Source organism: Auritidibacter ignavus (assembly GCF_029853775.1).
Classification (GTDB): Bacteria; Actinomycetota; Actinomycetes; order Actinomycetales; family Micrococcaceae; genus Auritidibacter; species Auritidibacter ignavus.
On sequence record NZ_CP122564.1, the window covers coordinates 191,560 to 207,638 of the forward strand.

Below are 16,079 nucleotides of genomic sequence, written 5' to 3' on the forward strand. Positions count from 1 at the left end.
CGAGTCGGCAGAGCGGGCGGCGCTGGGCGCGCACGGGTGAATATGACACAATGGGCATCGTGCCCCGCAGAAACCGCCCGCGCCAGTCTCAGCGCCACAAGTCTGGCCGGGGTGTCAAGCGTACCAAGCAACACGGGCATCGCCCAGAGTGGGGAATGAAAGGGCTGGACCCCAATTATCGGCTGGAACACAGTGCCAGCGGGGACTGGCATGTGCGCGAGATTCCGTCGTGGCGGGCCGTGAAGACTTATACCTGCCCGGGATGTCTCCGCCGGATTCCGACCGGTCAAGCCCACGTGGTGGCCTGGCGGGCGGATTGGATTATGGGCGATGAACAGGCCGGGGAATACCGTCGGCACTGGCACCGAGCGTGTTGGACAAATCGTCGCCAGGATCTCGGACTTTAGTGCGCATCTTGCCGAGGGATGAGCACCTCTTTGATCAGCGTCATGATCGCTGCGGCAATCGGAATGGCCATCAGCGCGCCCAGCACGCCCAGCAATGAGCCTCCGGCGATCACGGCAATCACCGCAACCGAGGACGGGATGGAAACCGCCCGTCGCATCACTCTCGGTGAGACCAGGTAGGCCTCGACCTGTAGATAGATGAAGTAGATGATGGCGAAGATCAAAGCTGATTGCCAGCCGGTCAGCAACGCCAGCAGAGTAATCACGGTGCCACCGATCACCGCCCCGACCAGAGGGATGAACGCCATGAACCCGGCGAAGGTGGCCAACAAGGCCGAAAAGGGAAGCCCGGCAATGCTCACCGCGGTGAAGGCGACAATACCGTTCAAGGTGGCCACAACCGTTTGACCGATCACGTAATTGCCGACGGACCGGGTGATTTTTTCCGATAGTTCCTCGGTACGACGACGCCGGCTGTAGGGGACCAAGCGGTGGGCCCAGAACTTAATCGAGGGCAGGGAAACCAAAAAATACAGCGTGAGAACGATCACAATCAGCACCGAGAAACCCGTGTTGATGATCGCGGTACCGACCCCGAAGAGGCCACCGGCGAGTCGAGTGACATTATCGGTGTTACTGACAAAACGATTCAGTTCGGTGAACGCGGTACTCCTCAGATCAAATTGGTCATCCAATCGTTGGAAGATGTCCGATTCTAAGAAGTCGGTGACCAGCTGAGGGATCTGCTGGATGAAATCAGCAGTTTGGGTGACCACGGTGGGGATCAGAATCCACATCAGCAGGGCAAAGACCGCCAAAAGTAACACCACCGCGATCAACACACCCACCGAGCGGGGTGCGCCCCAGTGGACGATCTTGCGCACCACCGGGTCCAGGCCCAGGGTGATGAACAATGCGGCCAGAATCCACACCACCAGTTGCCAGTTATTGGACAGGACCCAGTACAGCGCTAAGGCGATGCCGACCCCGATGGTCACCATGAAACCGGTCTGGATGGGACGGGCGCTATAGGTGGGTAAGGCCTCGGTCTCGGTCTCGGTGGGAGTAGAGCCTGACTCCGGTTGCGATGTAGCGGGAGGATCATCCACCGTAAATCGTGGTCGGGGTGGCCGTGACGGCAATCGATCGCGCACGGATCGAACGCCGGATTTCAGGCGGCCGAGCAGCCCGGGGCGCTGGGAGGATGAGGCGGACTCTTCGGGATTCACGGTTCATACGGTACGCTACGGCAACGGCTGTGCACAGTACCTTACCGGTGTCCGATGCCGACGTGTTGGGTAAGCAGGTGCGTTCGCTAGGGATGGATCCACGCTAAACTAAGTGGAACTGTCGTGACCGTTCAGAGATCTGGAAGAGATCAAGGTGAGAGTTTTTTTCGGTATTTTGTCTCTGGTGCTCGGAATCGCCTCGATGGTGGTATCCGTTGGGTTGCAGACCGTCTGGTCCCCCCCAGAGGAAAGAACCGCCAGCGTCGAGGCCTCCGACTCGGAAGCGCCGCTGACAATCATTACCCCCGGTATTGAGGTGGAGGACGATCAGACGGCGGAATATACGCTCACCGGTGAGGGCGAGTTCACCTTAATGCTGGGGCAGCGCCGGGATATTGACGCCTGGGTTGGCGATGCTGCTCACACCGAGATCACCGGTATCGACGACTCCGGCGACGACCCGGTGGTGACTGTTGAAACCGTGGAGGGGGAATCTGAGGTTCCCAATCCGGTCAATTCTGATCTGTGGATGGCTACCCAGACCGTGGAGGGTGAAGTCACTCAGCGCTGGGCCGCCCCGGAAGAAGGCGATTGGGCCCTGTTAGTTGCTACCGATGGCACCACCCCTGCTCCCACCGAGCTATCGGTCACCTGGGCGACGGATGAGACCGAATCGCCGTGGGTCACTCCGCTGATGGTGATCGGCGTAGTACTGGTGCTGATCGGGCTGATCTTGTTGATTTGGGCGCTGGTGAGTTTCCGGTCCAAGGCGAAGAAAAAGCCTTCGGGACGCCGTGCTGCTGGCCGTGCCCCGGCTCGTGAGCAGGCGCAGGTGCCAGCTGCGGGTGAATCAGGGTCCGGATCGATCTCGACCCTGGGCCGAGTGAGTGCTGTGCTGGTGATCACCAGCATGATCCTGGCAACCACCTCGGTGCTCACCGCACAGGCAGAAAACACCGAGGAACCCGATAATGCTCCGGTGGAGTCACAGATTGATGAGGATGCCTCCGCGGTGCCCGAGGACGCCGTGGTTCCGGTGGTCTTCCCGGATCAGCTCGAGACCATCCTGGGACGGATCAATTCTGCGGTCGAAAAAGGTGACGCCTCCGAAAACGTCGAGGATCTCGGTCACCGAGTGCAGGCCCAAGCTCGCACCATGCGCTCTGAAATTTATCGCAACCGAGGTATTGATGAAGAGGTTTCCTCGCCTGTTCCGATTTCGGAGGACTCAATACAACGGGCCTGGATGGAACCCGAGGAGCAGTTCCCGCGCACCATGATGGTGCTCACCGGCGCAGAGCCTGGGCAAAGCGATGAGGACTCGCAATACCCGCAATTATTGACGTTGACTCAACCCTCGGCCCGAGAACAATACCAGCTGGTGGCGAATACCCCGGTCTTGGACGGTGTGGAGATTCCGGCCGGTGACCTGACCGATACCGACGTGACCGAATTAGCCGAGGATGAGGACGCCGGTGCGGTGGCCTCACCCAAGGATGCCTTGACCGATGTGGTGGCCTATCTCGATGACCCTGAGGCTGATGCAGCCGACAGGGTCGCCGATAACGCCTACACCGAAGCAATTCATGAGTTGCAAAGCCAAGAGGTTGACGCCCAGTCGGAGAATAATACTGAGGTCTCTCACACGCGGAGCCTGTATAACGAGTCGATGACCGCACTGAAACTCAGTGATGGTTCGGTGTTGGTGATGGGGGCGGGCTCGTCGACCACGACATTTACTCCCGAAGAGGGTGGCACCGTGAATGTGGGCAAGGTAGCTGCCGGGCTGGACGACTCTGACAACGCTGACGAGGAAGCAGCCACCGACGAGGGCGAGGAAGCCACAGCGGAGGAAGACGCTGCGGGGACCTACAGTACCGAGGTACGACTCAAGTACCGCGAACAGCTGGCACTGCTGATTCCGGCTGAGGGTGAAATTCAGCTCGTGGGGTATTCCTCATCGCTGTCAGAAACCAGCAGTGAGTAGACTGAGCCCAGAACGTGATCGAGTCTCGTGGCCCCAGGGTGTCCACGGGCAATAATCCCCGACGACAGGAGTTCCTGCAGATGACCGAATCCACCGGTGCCACCCCCGCCCAATCGCGCGGAGCCGTTGATCTGACGCAACTACAGCAACAGAGCCCCGGTTCGCCCGCTGGGGGAGCGGATGGTGGATCGGAGGCCAGCTGGGTGCTGACCGATATGGATCAGCAGGGTCTGCAACAATTGTTGGAGCATACCAATCAGGTTCCGGTCATCATTCACCTGGCTCGTTCGGCCACCGATGAGGTTTCGGCACAGATTGACCAGGCTCTGGTTCCAGAAATCGATGCGCGCGCCGGACGCATTGCCGCCGGTCGTGTCAACGTCGACACGCACCCCGAAATTTTGCAGGCCTTCGGTGGTGCCCAAGCTCCGATGGTATTGGCCATTCTGGGTGGGCAAGCGATGCCGCTACTCAATGCTCCGGCCCCTGCTGAGCAGATGAAGGCTCTGTTGGATGAATTGAACGCGGTAGCAGTCCAAAACGGTCTGTCGGGCTCAGTTCCTCCACTGGTGGCAGCCGAAGCCGACGCTGAAGGACACCTGCCACCGCATTTGCAAGAGGCCGAAGATGCTGTTGCCGCCGGCGATTATCACGGTGCAATCGCGGCCTATCAGCGGGTCTTGGAACAAAACCCCCGGGACGAGCACGCCAAAGCCGGGGTGGCCCGCGTCGAATTGTTGCAACGCACCGAGTCAATGGATGCCCAACAGGTCCGCACCGCAGCAGCCGAGAATCCCGATGCCGTCCAGGCCCAGATCGATGTGGCCGATCTGGATCTGCTGGGAGGTCACGTCGAGGACGCCTTCACCCGTCTGGTGAAATTTATTGCCTCCCACTTTGGTGACGACCGGGAGACGGCCCGGGCACACCTGGTCGAGTTGTATCAGATCGTCGGCGATCACGACCCGCGCGTGGGAGAATCTCGGAAGAAATTGGCAATGGCCTTGTTCTAGACCGAGCTGGCTAGATACCGGTCGAGGCCATGAGCGGATCCTCGGAACGCGACCCGTGGGCGTGATGAGGGTTAGAATAGAGGCATGACTTTTGAGACGATATCCGTGCTGAACTCTTCCGTGGATCCCGAGCAGGATCTTAGCGGTGGGTCAACGGGTGTGTTGGAACGCGAAGAACAGCGCCAAGCGACCGAACCCGGGGACCACGAACGTTTTAAACACTTCGTGCCGAAAGATAAGCTTGCCGATGCCATGATCAACGGCACCCCGGTGGTCGCATTGTGCGGCAAGGTCTGGGTCCCCTCACGGGATCCAGAGCGGTTCCCGATGTGCCCGTCTTGCCTGGAAATCTGGGAAGGTATGGAGTCCGGGGATGCTGAGTCCGGTCAGGGCCGCGGTGGCCGCGGATTCTTCGGATTCGGGCGCGGCAAGAAATAAACTCCGACAGAACCGGACCGTCAAAGCTACCCGAGCACGCTGTGTCTTCGGGTAGCTTTTGTCGTGGTGCCGGCCGGGTTGCTGGTCTAGCCACCGGTGAGATGACACAGCACGAACACAGCAGACACAACCGTAGGGGACATACAGGCCGGGGAGGAGCCAATCAGTGAGTGAGCAACCTGATGCGTTATTCCAGATTGGAGAAGATCTCCCCCCTGCTCTGCCGAAACGCGCTGCATGGGGCACCGCCTCGAAACTGCGCCAGTGGCAGCAAGAGGCGCTAGAACAGTATTTCTCGGCCCCGCACAAAGACTTTCTCACCGTGGCTACTCCGGGTGCGGGCAAAACCACTTTCGCGTTGCGCGTGGCCAAAATGTTGAAAGAATCCGGGGTGATCTCCCGGATGACGGTGGTGGCACCGACCGAACACTTGAAGAAGCAGTGGGCCGATTCTGCGGCTCGTATCGGGTTGGCCATTGACCCGAACTTCAAGAATTCCGATGGGCATCACGGAAGAGAATATATGGGTGTGGCCCTGACCTACGCTCAGGTGGCCCAAAAACCGGTTTTGCACCGTAACCGCACCGAAGCAGCCCGCACGCTGGTCATTCTCGATGAGGTCCACCACGGCGGTGACGCACTCAGTTGGGGCGACAGCATCAAAGAGGCGTTCGAACCCGCCACGCGCAGACTGTCACTGACCGGTACTCCTTTCCGTTCCGATGACGCCCAGATTCCCTTCGTGCGCTACGCCGATCAGGGGGATGGAGTGCTGCGGTCGCAGGCTGATTACACCTACGGGTACGGGCCAGCGCTGAAAGACCATGTGGTGCGTCCCGTGATTTTCATGGCCTATTCCGGGCAGATGCGCTGGCAAACATCAACCGGCGAAGTGATGGAAGCCCAGCTGGGTGAAGCTGCCACGAAGGACATGACTCAATCGGCATGGCGCACCGCACTGAACCCCGAGGGACAGTGGATCCCCTCGGTGCTCAAAGCCGCCGATCGTCGTCTCAGCGAAGTTCGTCGCAACGTGCCCGACGCCGGAGGACTGGTTATTGCCACCGACCATGAGGACGCCCGGGCCTATGCAGCCCAACTTCAGGCGGTGTGTGGCGAACCGGTGACCACGGTTCTCTCCGATGACCCGACGGCCTCGGAGAAGATCGAGAGCTTCGCGACCTCCGATCAGCGCTGGATGGTGGCTGTGCGCATGGTGTCCGAGGGGGTGGATGTGCCGCGACTGTGTGTGGGGGTGTATGCCACCTCCACGTCCACGCCGATGTTTTTCGCTCAGGCGGTGGGACGTTTCGTGCGCTCACGTAAGCGCGGTGAGACCGCCTCGGTGTTTTTGCCTTCGGTGCCGAAGCTGATGGCATTGGCCAATGAGCTGGAAACAGAACGTGACCACGCCCTTCAAGTCACCGGCGCCGTGGAAGTGGAGAATCTTGAGGAGGCCGCCGAAGAACGAGAACTGAAGGAAGCGAACCGACAGGAGTCGGCCTCGTCACGTCTGACCGAAGGCACCTTCCGTGCCTTGGAATCCGACGCTGCTTTTGACAAGGTCCTGTTCGATGGAGGCGAATTTGGTGCGGGAGCAGCCGTGGGATCTGCCGAAGAACTCGATTTCCTCGGCATCCCAGGTCTGCTCGATGCCGAACAAGTCTCAATCCTGCTCAAACAGCACCAGGCCAATCACCTGAAAAACCGGCCCGCCAAGTCCACGACATCCTCCCAGGATCCAGCGGTGGTTGACCACCGACAGATGAAAGAACTCCGGAAAAAGCTCTCCTCGATGGTGTCTGCCTGGGCTGCCCGCAGTGGTACTCCACACGGGGTGATCCATAACCGGTTGCGAGAGATCTCCGGAGGCCCTGCGGTGGCCCAGGCCTCCCGAGAACAATTACAAACCCGCATTAATACCTTGCAAAAATGGTTTGTGGGCAAGAAATAAACCTCCCGGCATCCACCGTCCCGGGATCAGTGGGCTCGGTGGCTGACGAGAGGTTTATCGCAAGCTGGTGCCAGCATTCAGGCTGGCCTCGGTACCGGCTTTAGTGAGCCAGAATGGCCCGGCACCGACCGACGTGGCATCCGGCATCTTCCATTTCCGAGAGAGCGTCTTCGGACTCCGCCGGATCAACACCGGCGCACAAATCTGCCAAAACCTTGACATCGTAGCCGGCATCGACGGCGTCCAGGGCCGTGGCTAGCACGCAGTGGTCGGTGGCAATGCCGACGATGTGCACGGTTTCAATATCGCGTTCGGCCAGCCACGCATTGAGATCCGGTGCACCATCTTCCACGGCGCTGGCTGCTGCGGCGGTGGCGCCATAGGGGCCGGCGTTACCGGTGGGAGCGTCCGACCGAACTTCATCGGGCTGGCCCAACAGCCCCTCAAACGCGGAGTAGCCGTCGTCGTAACGGCCCTTGAGGAACTCGGCCTGGATATGGTCGGTGTCGAGGTAGTCGCTGAGTTCAGCACCTTCGGTTCCGGCCACACAGTGAACCGGCCAGGTGTCACTGAAGTTGGGTTCCTCGTCGTTGTTCTGGGCGAAATGTGGGCCCGGTTCCACGTGCCAGTCGCGGGTGGCGACGACGGCATCGTATTGTGAATGAGCTTTCTCCAGGAATTCTGAAATCTTGGTTGCGGTGGCATTACCACCTTCGACGGCTAATGTACCGCCCTCGCAGAAGTCTTTCTGGACGTCCACGATCACCAATGCACGCATGGTCTTATGTTCCTTTGGATCGAGAGGTGCGTTGTGACGATGCTGAGCTAGCATATCCTATCTGTCCCGGGGGAAGTCAATCTCCTGGAATAGTGACGGAATGACTGGGTCTCCGGCTTGTAAACGGAAGGCCGTCCGGGGGAGTTCAGCCAGGGACTTACGGTGCCGGGCGACAGCCCGCTGCACACCGGCTTGACCGATATAGCGTTCGTCAATCTCACCGTGATCAACGAGCTTGACGACCAGATCTCGATGGGTCTGATCGGATGTGATAGGTTCATCCACGCTGAGCAACTCAGCGGTGGCCACTCCGCTAGGAGTTAGCTGGCGGGCCGCATATTTCCGGCCACCCACCGATTTCTTCCCCTGGGAGGCTTTAGCCACATTATGCCACGATCCATCGTCGGCAGCCCGGGCAGTGAGCTTATAAACCATGGAGGCGGTGGGTGCCCCGGAGCCGGTGACCAGTTTGGTGCCCACCCCATAAGCACTCACCGGAGCCGAGCGCAATCCGGCAATGGCGTATTCGTCCAGATCCGAGGTGACCATGATTCCGGTGTCGGTATTGCCCAGCTCATCGAGCAATTCGCGCACCGAGTGGGCCTGCTCAATCAGATCACCGGAGTCAATCCGGACCTTGCCTAATCCGGGACCGGCCACCTCCACGGCGGTGCGGACTCCTTGCGCAATATCGTAGGTATCCACCAACAAGGTGGTGTCCGGACCGAGCGTGTCGACCTGAGCCTGGAAGGCCTCGCGCTCGGTGTCGTGTAGCAAGGTCAACGAGTGTGCCGCGGTGCCTCCGGTCGGAATACCGTAGCGGGCACCGGCTTCCAGGTTCGAGGTGGAACCGAATCCAGCCACATAGGCAGCCCGAGCGGCGGCCACAGCAGATTCCTCGTGGGTACGCCGGGACCCCATTTCAATACAGGGGCGCCCCCCGGCAGCCCGCACCATTCGCGAGGCCGCCGAGGCCACGGCGGAATCGTAGTTCAAAATAGACAGGGCGTAGGTTTCCAGCAGGCAAGCCTCGGCGAAGGTGGCCTCAACCTGCAAGATGGGGGAGTGCGGGAAATACACTTCGCCTTCGGGATAACCGTAAATGGTGCCCGAAAACGTGAAATCGGCCAGCCACGCTAGGGTTTGATCGGTAACGACCCGGTGGTCGGAGAGAAAACCAAGCTCGGCGTCCGTGAAACGAAAGTGCTTCAGGCCTTCTAAGAATCGGCCGGTTCCGGCCACCACACCGTAACGTCGTCCCTCGGGCAAACGTCGTGCAAAGAGCTCGAAAATGCTGGGTCGATGTGCGGCACCGGAGGCCATCGCCGTATCGAGCATGGTCAGCTCGTAGTGGTCGGTGAATAACGAGGACGGCCAAAACCCGCGATTGGTCTCTGAGTGATCGAGAATACTCACTTAAACAACACTACTCTGTCTGACCGGGATGCCAAGACCCCAGCGGTGAGAACATCAGCGTCGCTGCAGCGCGCCACTGCACGCACGGCATCGGGGTAGCTCAGACAAGCCTCCACGGTGGCACGATCTGAACCAACTCTCGTTGTGTTTTAGACTGAACTCATGGCCAGACTACAGTTGTCGTTCTCTTCTCCAGTGGTGCATGCCACGGCGGTACCCGATGAGGACACCCGCAGCGATATACTCACCGAGAGCTCTCAGCAACCTGCCAGCCCCTGGAAAGTGATTGTCTGGAATGACCCGGTGAATTTGATGAGCTATGTCGCCTACGTGTTTCGGACCTATTTCGGGTACTCCCAGGCTCAAGCACACTCACTGATGCTCCAGGTCCACCAAGAAGGCAAAGCCGTGGTAGCCAACGGGACAAAAGAAGAAGCAGAACGGCACGTTCAGGCCATGCACGGTTTTGGGCTGTGGGCGACCTACGAGCCACATCAGTAGGCCACACAGCTGGGCCACATCACGAGACCACAGGAGATGTCTGCCACGTATGGCACGTGCCTTTAAATCGGGGATTCGCGGATATACCGCGCACCTAGAAGCTGAAGAACGCCGCTTATTGCGCTCGCTGTTTGCCGATGTCATTCAACTCTTGGGTGGAGCCCTGCCCGAGGGTGCGGAAACCCGGGACTCGGTGCTGAACCGGCCGGAAGACTCCGAGCAACCCGAACAATCCGAGCAACCCGACGAATCCACACAGCAGGGCCCCGCCGACACTGCATCTACCGGCGAGTTAAGCCAGGACATTGACGCCACGTTTTGGGATTTGGTCGGGCAATCCTCCGGGCTGGAGCCGCTTCCGGATCGATCCGACCCGGCCGTGGCGGCCCTGCTCCCGCCGGGACGTAGTGGCGACGATGCGCAATCGGGTTCTCAAGAGTTCCGCGATTTGGCCGAGGACGCCATTCGGGCCGACAAGATTCAGGACTTACAGCTCGCCTGGGCCGCGCTACAGCCCCGGCACCTCGTGCTGGATACGCCCACCGCGCAGGCCTTTGCTCGTGCGTTGAATCAGGTCCGCTTAGTGCTAGCGAAGCGCTTAGAAATCACCACCGAAGACGATGCTCGTAAGATTGCTGGGGTGAATTCATTGGATCGGGCCGAATCGGTGGAGTCCTACATGGCTTTGCTGTACAACTTTAGTTCGTGGCTGCTTGACACGCTGATGGTGGCCCTAATGCACGGAGAACGCGGATGAGTACCCACCCTGAACCCCAACCCCAGGCTCCGATTGGAATCTTCGACTCCGGGGTCGGCGGGCTGACCGTGGCCCGCTCCGTCATCGATCAGTTGCCCGATGAGAACATTGTCTACGTCGGCGATACCGCTCACTCACCCTATGGTCCACGCCCGATTGCCCAGGTGCGTCAGCTGGCCTTGGCGATCATGGACGAGCTGGTAGATGCCGGGGTGAAACTGCTGGTGATCGCCTGCAATTCGGCCTCCTCGGCGGTGCTACGTGATGCCCGCGAGCGATACACCGCCGGGTACGGCATCCCGGTGGTGGAAGTGATTCAACCGGCCGTGCGCCGGGCGGTGGCTACCACCCGTAACGGGCGCGTTGGGGTCATCGGTACTGAGGCCACGATCAGTTCCGGGGCCTATCACGATATGTTCGCCGCTGCTCCGCAATTGGAGATCACCTCCGTGGCCGCCCCGGAATTTGTTCACTTTGTGGAGGCCGGTATCACCACCGGGGAACGGCTCATTTCGGTGGCCGAGCGATACTTAGCGCCGCTGAAGACCGCAGGTGTTGACACGCTGGTGCTGGGGTGCACCCACTACCCGTTGCTCACCGGTGTGATCTCCTACGTGATGGGAGCTGATGTGAGTTTGGTTACGTCCTCGGAGGCCACGGCCCAAAGCGTCTACCGTGCGCTGGTGGAATATCAGCTGGAAAATCCAGCCGGTGCCACTGACTCAGCGCCGACCCTTCGTCCCGACGGGGTTCCTGGTAGTCAGCGAGAGAAATACCGATTTATGGCCACCGGCAACCCGGAGCAGTTTCAGCGTCTGGCCAGGAGATTCTTAGGTCCTGAGGTCTCCTCGGTGCAGGAAATCAGAACCGTGGCCGAAGAGTATCCCACCGGAACGTTGCGGGTGATCGACCAGGCGGTGGCGGAGCACCTGCGGGCCTGAACGGGCCTAGCAGGCGCCCGACTGTTCGGGTTCGGAACTGGCCAGACCCGGTAGTGAACGTGGGGTAGATCTCTCGGTCGTGATGGCACCGACTCTGTGTCGACCGGGGTCCGGGGTTATGGTAGTCAGGAAGACAATCGCCAGCAGGTTGCCTCGGCGAGCACCACGACCGCGCAGGAGCACTATTCATGAAGTTGACCATTATCGGGTCGTCCGGTTCGTTTCCGGGACCCGGGTCTCCAGCATCGTGCTACCTGGTCTCGGCCCAAGGTGTCGACGAACAGGGCAACCCGAAGAAATATCGCATCCTGCTGGATCTGGGCAACGGCGCCTTAGGTGCCTTGCAACGCTACATCTCGTTGGACGAGGTGGACGCGATTTGTCTCTCGCATCTGCATCCGGACCACTGCATGGACTTATGTGGCATGCATGTGGCGATCCGGTGGGATCCCTCCGGCTGGCGGGCCGGACGGGTTCCCGTCTGGGGGCCGGCTGCCACTGCTGATCGGATGGCTATCGCCTACGGGCTCGACCTGGACCCGGGGATGCACGAAGAATTTGATTTTCAGCACTGGCAGAGTCGGGTCCCGGTGAAGCTGGGACCGATGACGATCACCCCCTATCCGGTGCGTCACCCGATTGATGAGGCCTACGCCATTCGCATTGAGGCCGAAGAGCACATTGGCGGCGACACCGTGCGGTCGGCGCTGACCTATTCCGGCGATACCGACACCTGTGATGAGCTGGTGGAAGCAGCCGATCACGCCGATATTTTCCTGTGCGAGGCAGCCTTTCAAGAAGGTCGTGATGACGGGATTGAGGGGGTGCACCTGACCGGTCAGCGCGCGGGCGAGATGGCCCATCGCGCTGACGTGTCCCGGCTATTGCTCACCCACCTGCCGGTGTGGAACGATCCGCTGACTGTCGCCGAAGAAGCCCGTCGTAGCTTTGCCGGGCCCTTAGCGGTGGCGGTCTCGGGAGTGACCTACACCGTCTGAGACCGACGTGAACACAGACAGCCCCCTGCGCGGGGCCCGAATAAGGCCAAATAAGGCAAGAAAAGGACGTGATGTTGCTGTGAGCACTCAGCAGCGAGCCGATGGTCGTCGCGTTGATCAACTGCGCCCGATCACCATTGAGACCGGATGGTCCACCCAAGCCGAAGGCTCGGCGCTGATTCGGTGCGGTGAAACCGTCGTGTTGTGTAACGCCTCGCTGACCGAAGGTGTCCCGACGTGGCTGAAAGGCCAGGGCACCGGCTGGGTCACCGCCGAGTACGCGATGTTACCGCGCGCCACCAGTCAGCGCTCCACTCGCGAATCGGTCAAAGGCAAGATAGGGGGCCGAACCCACGAAATCTCGCGACTTATTGGTCGGAGCCTGCGGGCCATCATCGACCGGAAGGTGCTGGGCGAGAACACCATCGTACTGGACTGTGATGTGTTGCAGGCCGATGGTGGCACCCGTACCGCCTCGATTACCGGCGCCTATGTGGCCCTGGCCCAAGCGGTGTCCTGGGGCAAATCCCAGGGACTAATCCCCGCAGCACACAATCCGCTGACAGATTCCATCTCCGCCATCTCGGTTGGCGTGGTCGACGGGGTCGCCATGTTGGATTTGCCCTACCCGGAAGACTCCCGGGCCGATACCGACATGAACGTGGTGGTCACCGGATCCGGTGACTTCGTGGAAATCCAAGGGACCGCCGAAAACCAGCCGTTCAACCGGGACGAGCTGAACACGCTACTGGACCTGGCGGTAGCCGGAACCACCGAGCTGGCAGAAATCCAGCGCCAGGCACTGCAGGAGGCCGGAGTCCAGTGAGCGCCACCTCCGCATCCACAGCTGCGCGATCGAACCGTGATCCGGTGCTCGTGTTGGCCTCTCATAATCTCGGGAAGCTCACTGAACTGCGTCAGCTGATCGCCACTGGGCTGAGCACGCACCCAGAGCTGGACCTCGATGTCGAAACCCAGATTATTGATGCTACCACCGCCGGCGCCCCAGACGTGGTGGAAGATGGGGTCACCTTCGCCGAGAACTCGCTGAAAAAGGCTCGTGAGATCGCCCAGGCCACCGGACTGGTTGCTATCGCTGATGACTCCGGGTTATGCGTGGACGTGCTCAACGGTGCTCCCGGCATTTTTTCGGCCCGTTGGTCAGGAACCCACGGGGATGACACCGCCAACCTGAATCTCTTGCTGGCTCAGCTCTGCGATATTCCGGCCGAGCACCGTGGCGCGCACTTTCGGTGCGTGGCCTCACTGGCCACCCCGGCCGGACAAACCCACGTTGCACACGGCGTCATGCAGGGCCAGCTGGCCACCAATGCTACGGGGCGCGGCGGATTCGGCTACGACCCAATTTTTATCCCGGACGGTTATCAGTGCACCGCCGCGGAACTCTCCCCTGAGGAGAAAAACGCGATCTCTCACCGAGGCCGGGCTTTCGAGGCCTTGCTACCCCATATCCTGCGGGTGCTGAGCCAATCATGATCGACTTCACCGCCATCGACTTCGAAACGGCCAACGGTTTTCGGGGCTCAGCCTGCTCCATCGGGATGGTGCGGGTTCGCCACGGGAAGGTGGTGGCCCGCAACTACCAACTATTGCGGCCACCGGAAGGCTATGACCGGTTCGATCCGCGCAACACCCGCATTCACCAGCTCACCACCCAGGATGTGGCCCATGCCCCGCGGTTCGGTGATGCCATGGAGGGGCTGATGGAGTTCATCGGCACCGATACGGTGTTCGCCCACAACGCCGGATTTGATCTGGGAGTCATCGAGTCCGGCATGGAAGTCTCCTTGAGACCGGTGCCGGCCATCACCTACGGATGCACGCTGATGCTGTCGCGGAAGGTTTACCAGCTGGCCTCCCATGCCTTACCCTCGGCCTCGGCCGAAGCCGGTTTCGATCTCACCGTCCACCACCACGCCTTGGATGATGCCGAAGCCTGCGCTGCGATCGTGATCGATTGTGCCCGTCGGCTACAGGCCGACAGCGTCGCGGACCTGATGGAACGCGCCGGGGTCGGACTGCGCCAGCTGACGGCTAAACAGCCCGGCGAGCCGCTGTCTCGGGCCACCCGGCACGCCCAGCGGATGGGGTCGGTCTTTGATTCCCGGGTCATCACCGCTGCTGATGAGATGCCGGACCTGTTGCACTGGCCCGATGAGGGCGATAATCCCGAACCCAATACAGCCGCCGATCCGCATCACCCGCTTTTCGACCAACACGTGGTCTTCACCGGGAATCTGGGGATCTCGCGTCAGGAGGCCAAGAACCGAGCGGCCACCTACGGGGCCCACACTGCTAGCCGCGTCAACGGGTCGACCACCATGCTGGTGGTCGGCGACGGCTTCCGCTCCCATGACCTGCAGGCGCGTTCCCGGCACCCGGCTCGTACCCATAAGAAAATGCGTGAGGTGCTACACCGCAATGAGACCGGTCAGTCGATCACTATTGTCACCGAGCCCGAATTTCTCCAGATGCTGGACTACGTCTGGCCGGCCCACACCAGCTAGCGGTCGTGCCCGCCTCGAGCGATGACCGGCCCGAGAGGGGCTTGACACTAACCTGTCGTTTCCGGGAGTGGTTCGGTGAATTTCAACCAGCGGGTCGCCATCTCGTCGAGGACTGCAACCTGATCGGCCGCGAGCGCCGATTCCAGATCGCTGCGGCGGTGGTGGGGTAAGTGCCCGTCACGGGCGCCGAGTAGTTGCCCGGCGATGCTCCCCAGGGTGGACAGATCCTCGTGCGGCGCCTGTCCGAGACAGTCGAAGAGCTGATCAGCCAGCACGCCGAGCGAACCCGACGGATTGGTTGCCACCATCCCGAGTGCGCAGGCGAGCACACGATCGGCGGGAACACGCTGGGGATGGTCAGCATCGCGACCTGGGTTCAACGTGGGCTGTTCGGTGTAGCGACCGATCTGTGCTAACACCGCGCTCAGTTGTTCCTCCACGGAGTTCTCTTGTCGCAGGTACTTCAGTGCTTGGTGCACCGCACGGTCAAGATCGGATCCCGCCAGTAGCTCGGTCAGTATCAGGGCGAAGACCGCAGCCGATACCCAGGCTGTCGTGGACCCGTGGGTGAGTACTACGCTTTGGCGAACCAAGGAGATCCGCAGACGGTGATCAATATCTGGCAACATCGCATACCCGCTGGCCCGGGACACCGCGGTGGCGGTCACCGCGTCCGGATTCGCCACACGGTTGATCAACCGCATCTGGGTATGTTCCAGTCCGGATAAACATACCGGGTCTGGGTGCCGTTCGTGGCCCAATGGCTGATCGTCTGCATCAATCCAGCGCAACAGTGGTCGGGGAGTGTCTTCGGGAAAATCTCCGCGCTGGCTTCGGTACCAGCGCAACATGGCCAGCCAGACGGTGGCGGGCGGGTCGGCGGCCGATCCCTCAGCGGCCCACTCCATGACCTCCAATAGCCCGTCCATGACGTACAGGCTCATCTGTGTGTCATCGGAGATCGCCAGCGGAGACGATGAGCTCTTGGTGCCCTGTTCCCAGCTACATCGGTACCCCAATGCATCCCCGACAGCTCCGGAATGCAACGTCGCCCGGATCCTGTCCGCTGCGGTCACCGCACCGTGATCAGGCATGTGTGGATCGGGGCCGGGGTCAGTGGAGGATAAAGCAC

The 16,079-nt window shown here is 60.7% G+C and carries 16 protein-coding genes; 12 read left to right on the top strand and 4 right to left on the bottom strand.

Features of this window, described 5'->3' with window-relative positions; genetic code table 11:
• Nucleotides 1-59: 59 nt before the first annotated feature.
• Nucleotides 60-407: a hypothetical protein gene (locus QDX22_RS00835; RefSeq protein WP_110100405.1), complete on the top strand. Its 348-nt coding sequence runs from the start codon at nt 60-62 to the stop codon at nt 405-407.
• Here QDX22_RS00835 and QDX22_RS00840 read toward each other — a convergent pair.
• A complete protein-coding gene (locus QDX22_RS00840; protein ID WP_233487814.1) occupies nt 404-1,516 on the bottom strand; it encodes an AI-2E family transporter in 1,113 nt (370 codons plus the stop codon). The genes QDX22_RS00835 and QDX22_RS00840 overlap by 4 nt on opposite strands.
• A 274-nt stretch (nt 1,517-1,790) precedes the next feature.
• Here QDX22_RS00840 and QDX22_RS00845 point away from each other — a divergent pair, with 274 nt between their 5' ends.
• The 4 genes from QDX22_RS00845 (at nt 1,791) to QDX22_RS00860 (ending at nt 7,028) form a co-directional block, all read left to right on the top strand.
• On the top strand, nt 1,791-3,623 hold the full coding sequence (locus tag QDX22_RS00845) for a hypothetical protein (protein WP_279717910.1): 1,833 nt from the start codon (nt 1,791-1,793) through the stop codon (nt 3,621-3,623).
• 80 nt (nt 3,624-3,703) lie between these two features.
• Nucleotides 3,704-4,636 carry a co-chaperone YbbN gene (locus QDX22_RS00850; RefSeq protein ID WP_110100295.1) on the top strand — a complete coding sequence of 311 codons (933 nt, stop codon included), beginning with the start codon at nt 3,704-3,706 and terminating at the stop codon, nt 4,634-4,636.
• Between the two features lie 84 nt (nt 4,637-4,720).
• Nucleotides 4,721-5,074: a DUF3039 domain-containing protein gene (locus QDX22_RS00855; RefSeq protein WP_110098677.1), complete on the top strand. Its 354-nt coding sequence runs from the start codon at nt 4,721-4,723 to the stop codon at nt 5,072-5,074.
• Nucleotides 5,075-5,240: 166 nt separating this feature from the next.
• Nucleotides 5,241-7,028, top strand: coding sequence for a DEAD/DEAH box helicase (locus QDX22_RS00860; RefSeq protein ID WP_110098678.1), 1,788 nt, complete (start codon nt 5,241-5,243; stop codon nt 7,026-7,028).
• 100 nt (nt 7,029-7,128) lie between these two features.
• Here QDX22_RS00860 and QDX22_RS00865 read toward each other — a convergent pair whose 3' ends face one another.
• Both QDX22_RS00865 and QDX22_RS00870 read right to left on the bottom strand, forming a co-directional pair.
• Nucleotides 7,129-7,806 (bottom strand): isochorismatase family protein, encoded by a 678-nt coding sequence (locus QDX22_RS00865; RefSeq protein ID WP_110100296.1) that lies wholly within the window; start codon nt 7,804-7,806, stop codon nt 7,129-7,131.
• 57 nt (nt 7,807-7,863) lie between these two features.
• Entirely contained in the window at nt 7,864-9,144 is a 1,281-nt protein-coding gene (locus tag QDX22_RS00870; RefSeq protein ID WP_110100406.1) for a nicotinate phosphoribosyltransferase, read from the bottom strand.
• A 240-nt stretch (nt 9,145-9,384) separates the two neighbouring features.
• On the opposite strand from QDX22_RS00870, the gene clpS reads away from it, so the two are divergent.
• The 7 genes from clpS to QDX22_RS00905 all read left to right on the top strand — a co-directional run bounded on the left by clpS (nt 9,385) and on the right by QDX22_RS00905 (nt 14,947).
• The gene (gene clpS / locus QDX22_RS00875; protein ID WP_110099763.1) at nt 9,385-9,723 is read left to right on the top strand and encodes an ATP-dependent Clp protease adapter ClpS; all 339 of its coding nucleotides are present in this window, start codon (nt 9,385-9,387) and stop codon (nt 9,721-9,723) included.
• A 49-nt stretch (nt 9,724-9,772) separates the two neighbouring features.
• A complete protein-coding gene (locus QDX22_RS00880; protein ID WP_110100297.1) occupies nt 9,773-10,480 on the top strand; it encodes a DUF2017 family protein in 708 nt (235 codons plus the stop codon).
• Nucleotides 10,477-11,421, top strand: coding sequence for a glutamate racemase (murI, locus tag QDX22_RS00885; protein WP_110100298.1), 945 nt, complete (start codon nt 10,477-10,479; stop codon nt 11,419-11,421). The genes QDX22_RS00880 and murI overlap by 4 nt, the downstream gene beginning before the upstream one ends.
• 188 nt (nt 11,422-11,609) lie before the next feature.
• Nucleotides 11,610-12,419 (top strand): MBL fold metallo-hydrolase, encoded by an 810-nt coding sequence (locus QDX22_RS00890; protein WP_110099760.1) that lies wholly within the window; start codon nt 11,610-11,612, stop codon nt 12,417-12,419.
• A 79-nt stretch (nt 12,420-12,498) separates the two neighbouring features.
• Entirely contained in the window at nt 12,499-13,245 is a 747-nt protein-coding gene (gene rph, locus QDX22_RS00895; RefSeq protein ID WP_110100299.1) for a ribonuclease PH, read from the top strand.
• Nucleotides 13,242-13,916: an RdgB/HAM1 family non-canonical purine NTP pyrophosphatase gene (gene rdgB, locus QDX22_RS00900; RefSeq protein ID WP_110100300.1), complete on the top strand. Its 675-nt coding sequence runs from the start codon at nt 13,242-13,244 to the stop codon at nt 13,914-13,916. The genes rph and rdgB overlap by 4 nt, the downstream gene beginning before the upstream one ends.
• Entirely contained in the window at nt 13,913-14,947 is a 1,035-nt protein-coding gene (locus QDX22_RS00905) for a 3'-5' exonuclease (protein WP_110100301.1), read from the top strand. The genes rdgB and QDX22_RS00905 overlap by 4 nt, the downstream gene beginning before the upstream one ends.
• A gap of 47 nt (nt 14,948-14,994) precedes the next feature.
• Here the strand turns inward: QDX22_RS00905 and QDX22_RS00910 are convergent, their stop codons facing one another.
• On the bottom strand, nt 14,995-16,041 hold the full coding sequence (locus QDX22_RS00910) for an ADP-ribosylglycohydrolase family protein (RefSeq protein WP_279723929.1): 1,047 nt from the start codon (nt 16,039-16,041) through the stop codon (nt 14,995-14,997).
• Nucleotides 16,042-16,079 lie beyond the last annotated feature (38 nt).

What these genes read in the sequence shown, in the direction of transcription:
- QDX22_RS00890 (WP_110099760.1), top strand. Translation starts at nt 11,610, where the DNA reads ATGAAGTTGACCATTATCGGGTCGTCCGGTTCGTTTCCGGGACCCGGG.
- QDX22_RS00905 (WP_110100301.1), top strand. Translation starts at nt 13,913, where the DNA reads ATGATCGACTTCACCGCCATCGACTTCGAAACGGCCAACGGTTTTCGG.
- murI (WP_110100298.1), top strand. Translation starts at nt 10,477, where the DNA reads ATGAGTACCCACCCTGAACCCCAACCCCAGGCTCCGATTGGAATCTTC.
- QDX22_RS00865 (WP_110100296.1), bottom strand. Translation starts at nt 7,806, where the DNA reads ATGCGTGCATTGGTGATCGTGGACGTCCAGAAAGACTTCTGCGAGGGC.
- clpS (WP_110099763.1), top strand. Translation starts at nt 9,385, where the DNA reads ATGGCCAGACTACAGTTGTCGTTCTCTTCTCCAGTGGTGCATGCCACG.
- QDX22_RS00855 (WP_110098677.1), top strand. Translation starts at nt 4,721, where the DNA reads ATGACTTTTGAGACGATATCCGTGCTGAACTCTTCCGTGGATCCCGAG.
- QDX22_RS00910 (WP_279723929.1), bottom strand. Translation starts at nt 16,041, where the DNA reads ATGCCTGATCACGGTGCGGTGACCGCAGCGGACAGGATCCGGGCGACG.
- QDX22_RS00850 (WP_110100295.1), top strand. Translation starts at nt 3,704, where the DNA reads ATGACCGAATCCACCGGTGCCACCCCCGCCCAATCGCGCGGAGCCGTT.
- QDX22_RS00870 (WP_110100406.1), bottom strand. Translation starts at nt 9,144, where the DNA reads ATGCTCGATACGGCGATGGCCTCCGGTGCCGCACATCGACCCAGCATT.
- QDX22_RS00880 (WP_110100297.1), top strand. Translation starts at nt 9,773, where the DNA reads ATGGCACGTGCCTTTAAATCGGGGATTCGCGGATATACCGCGCACCTA.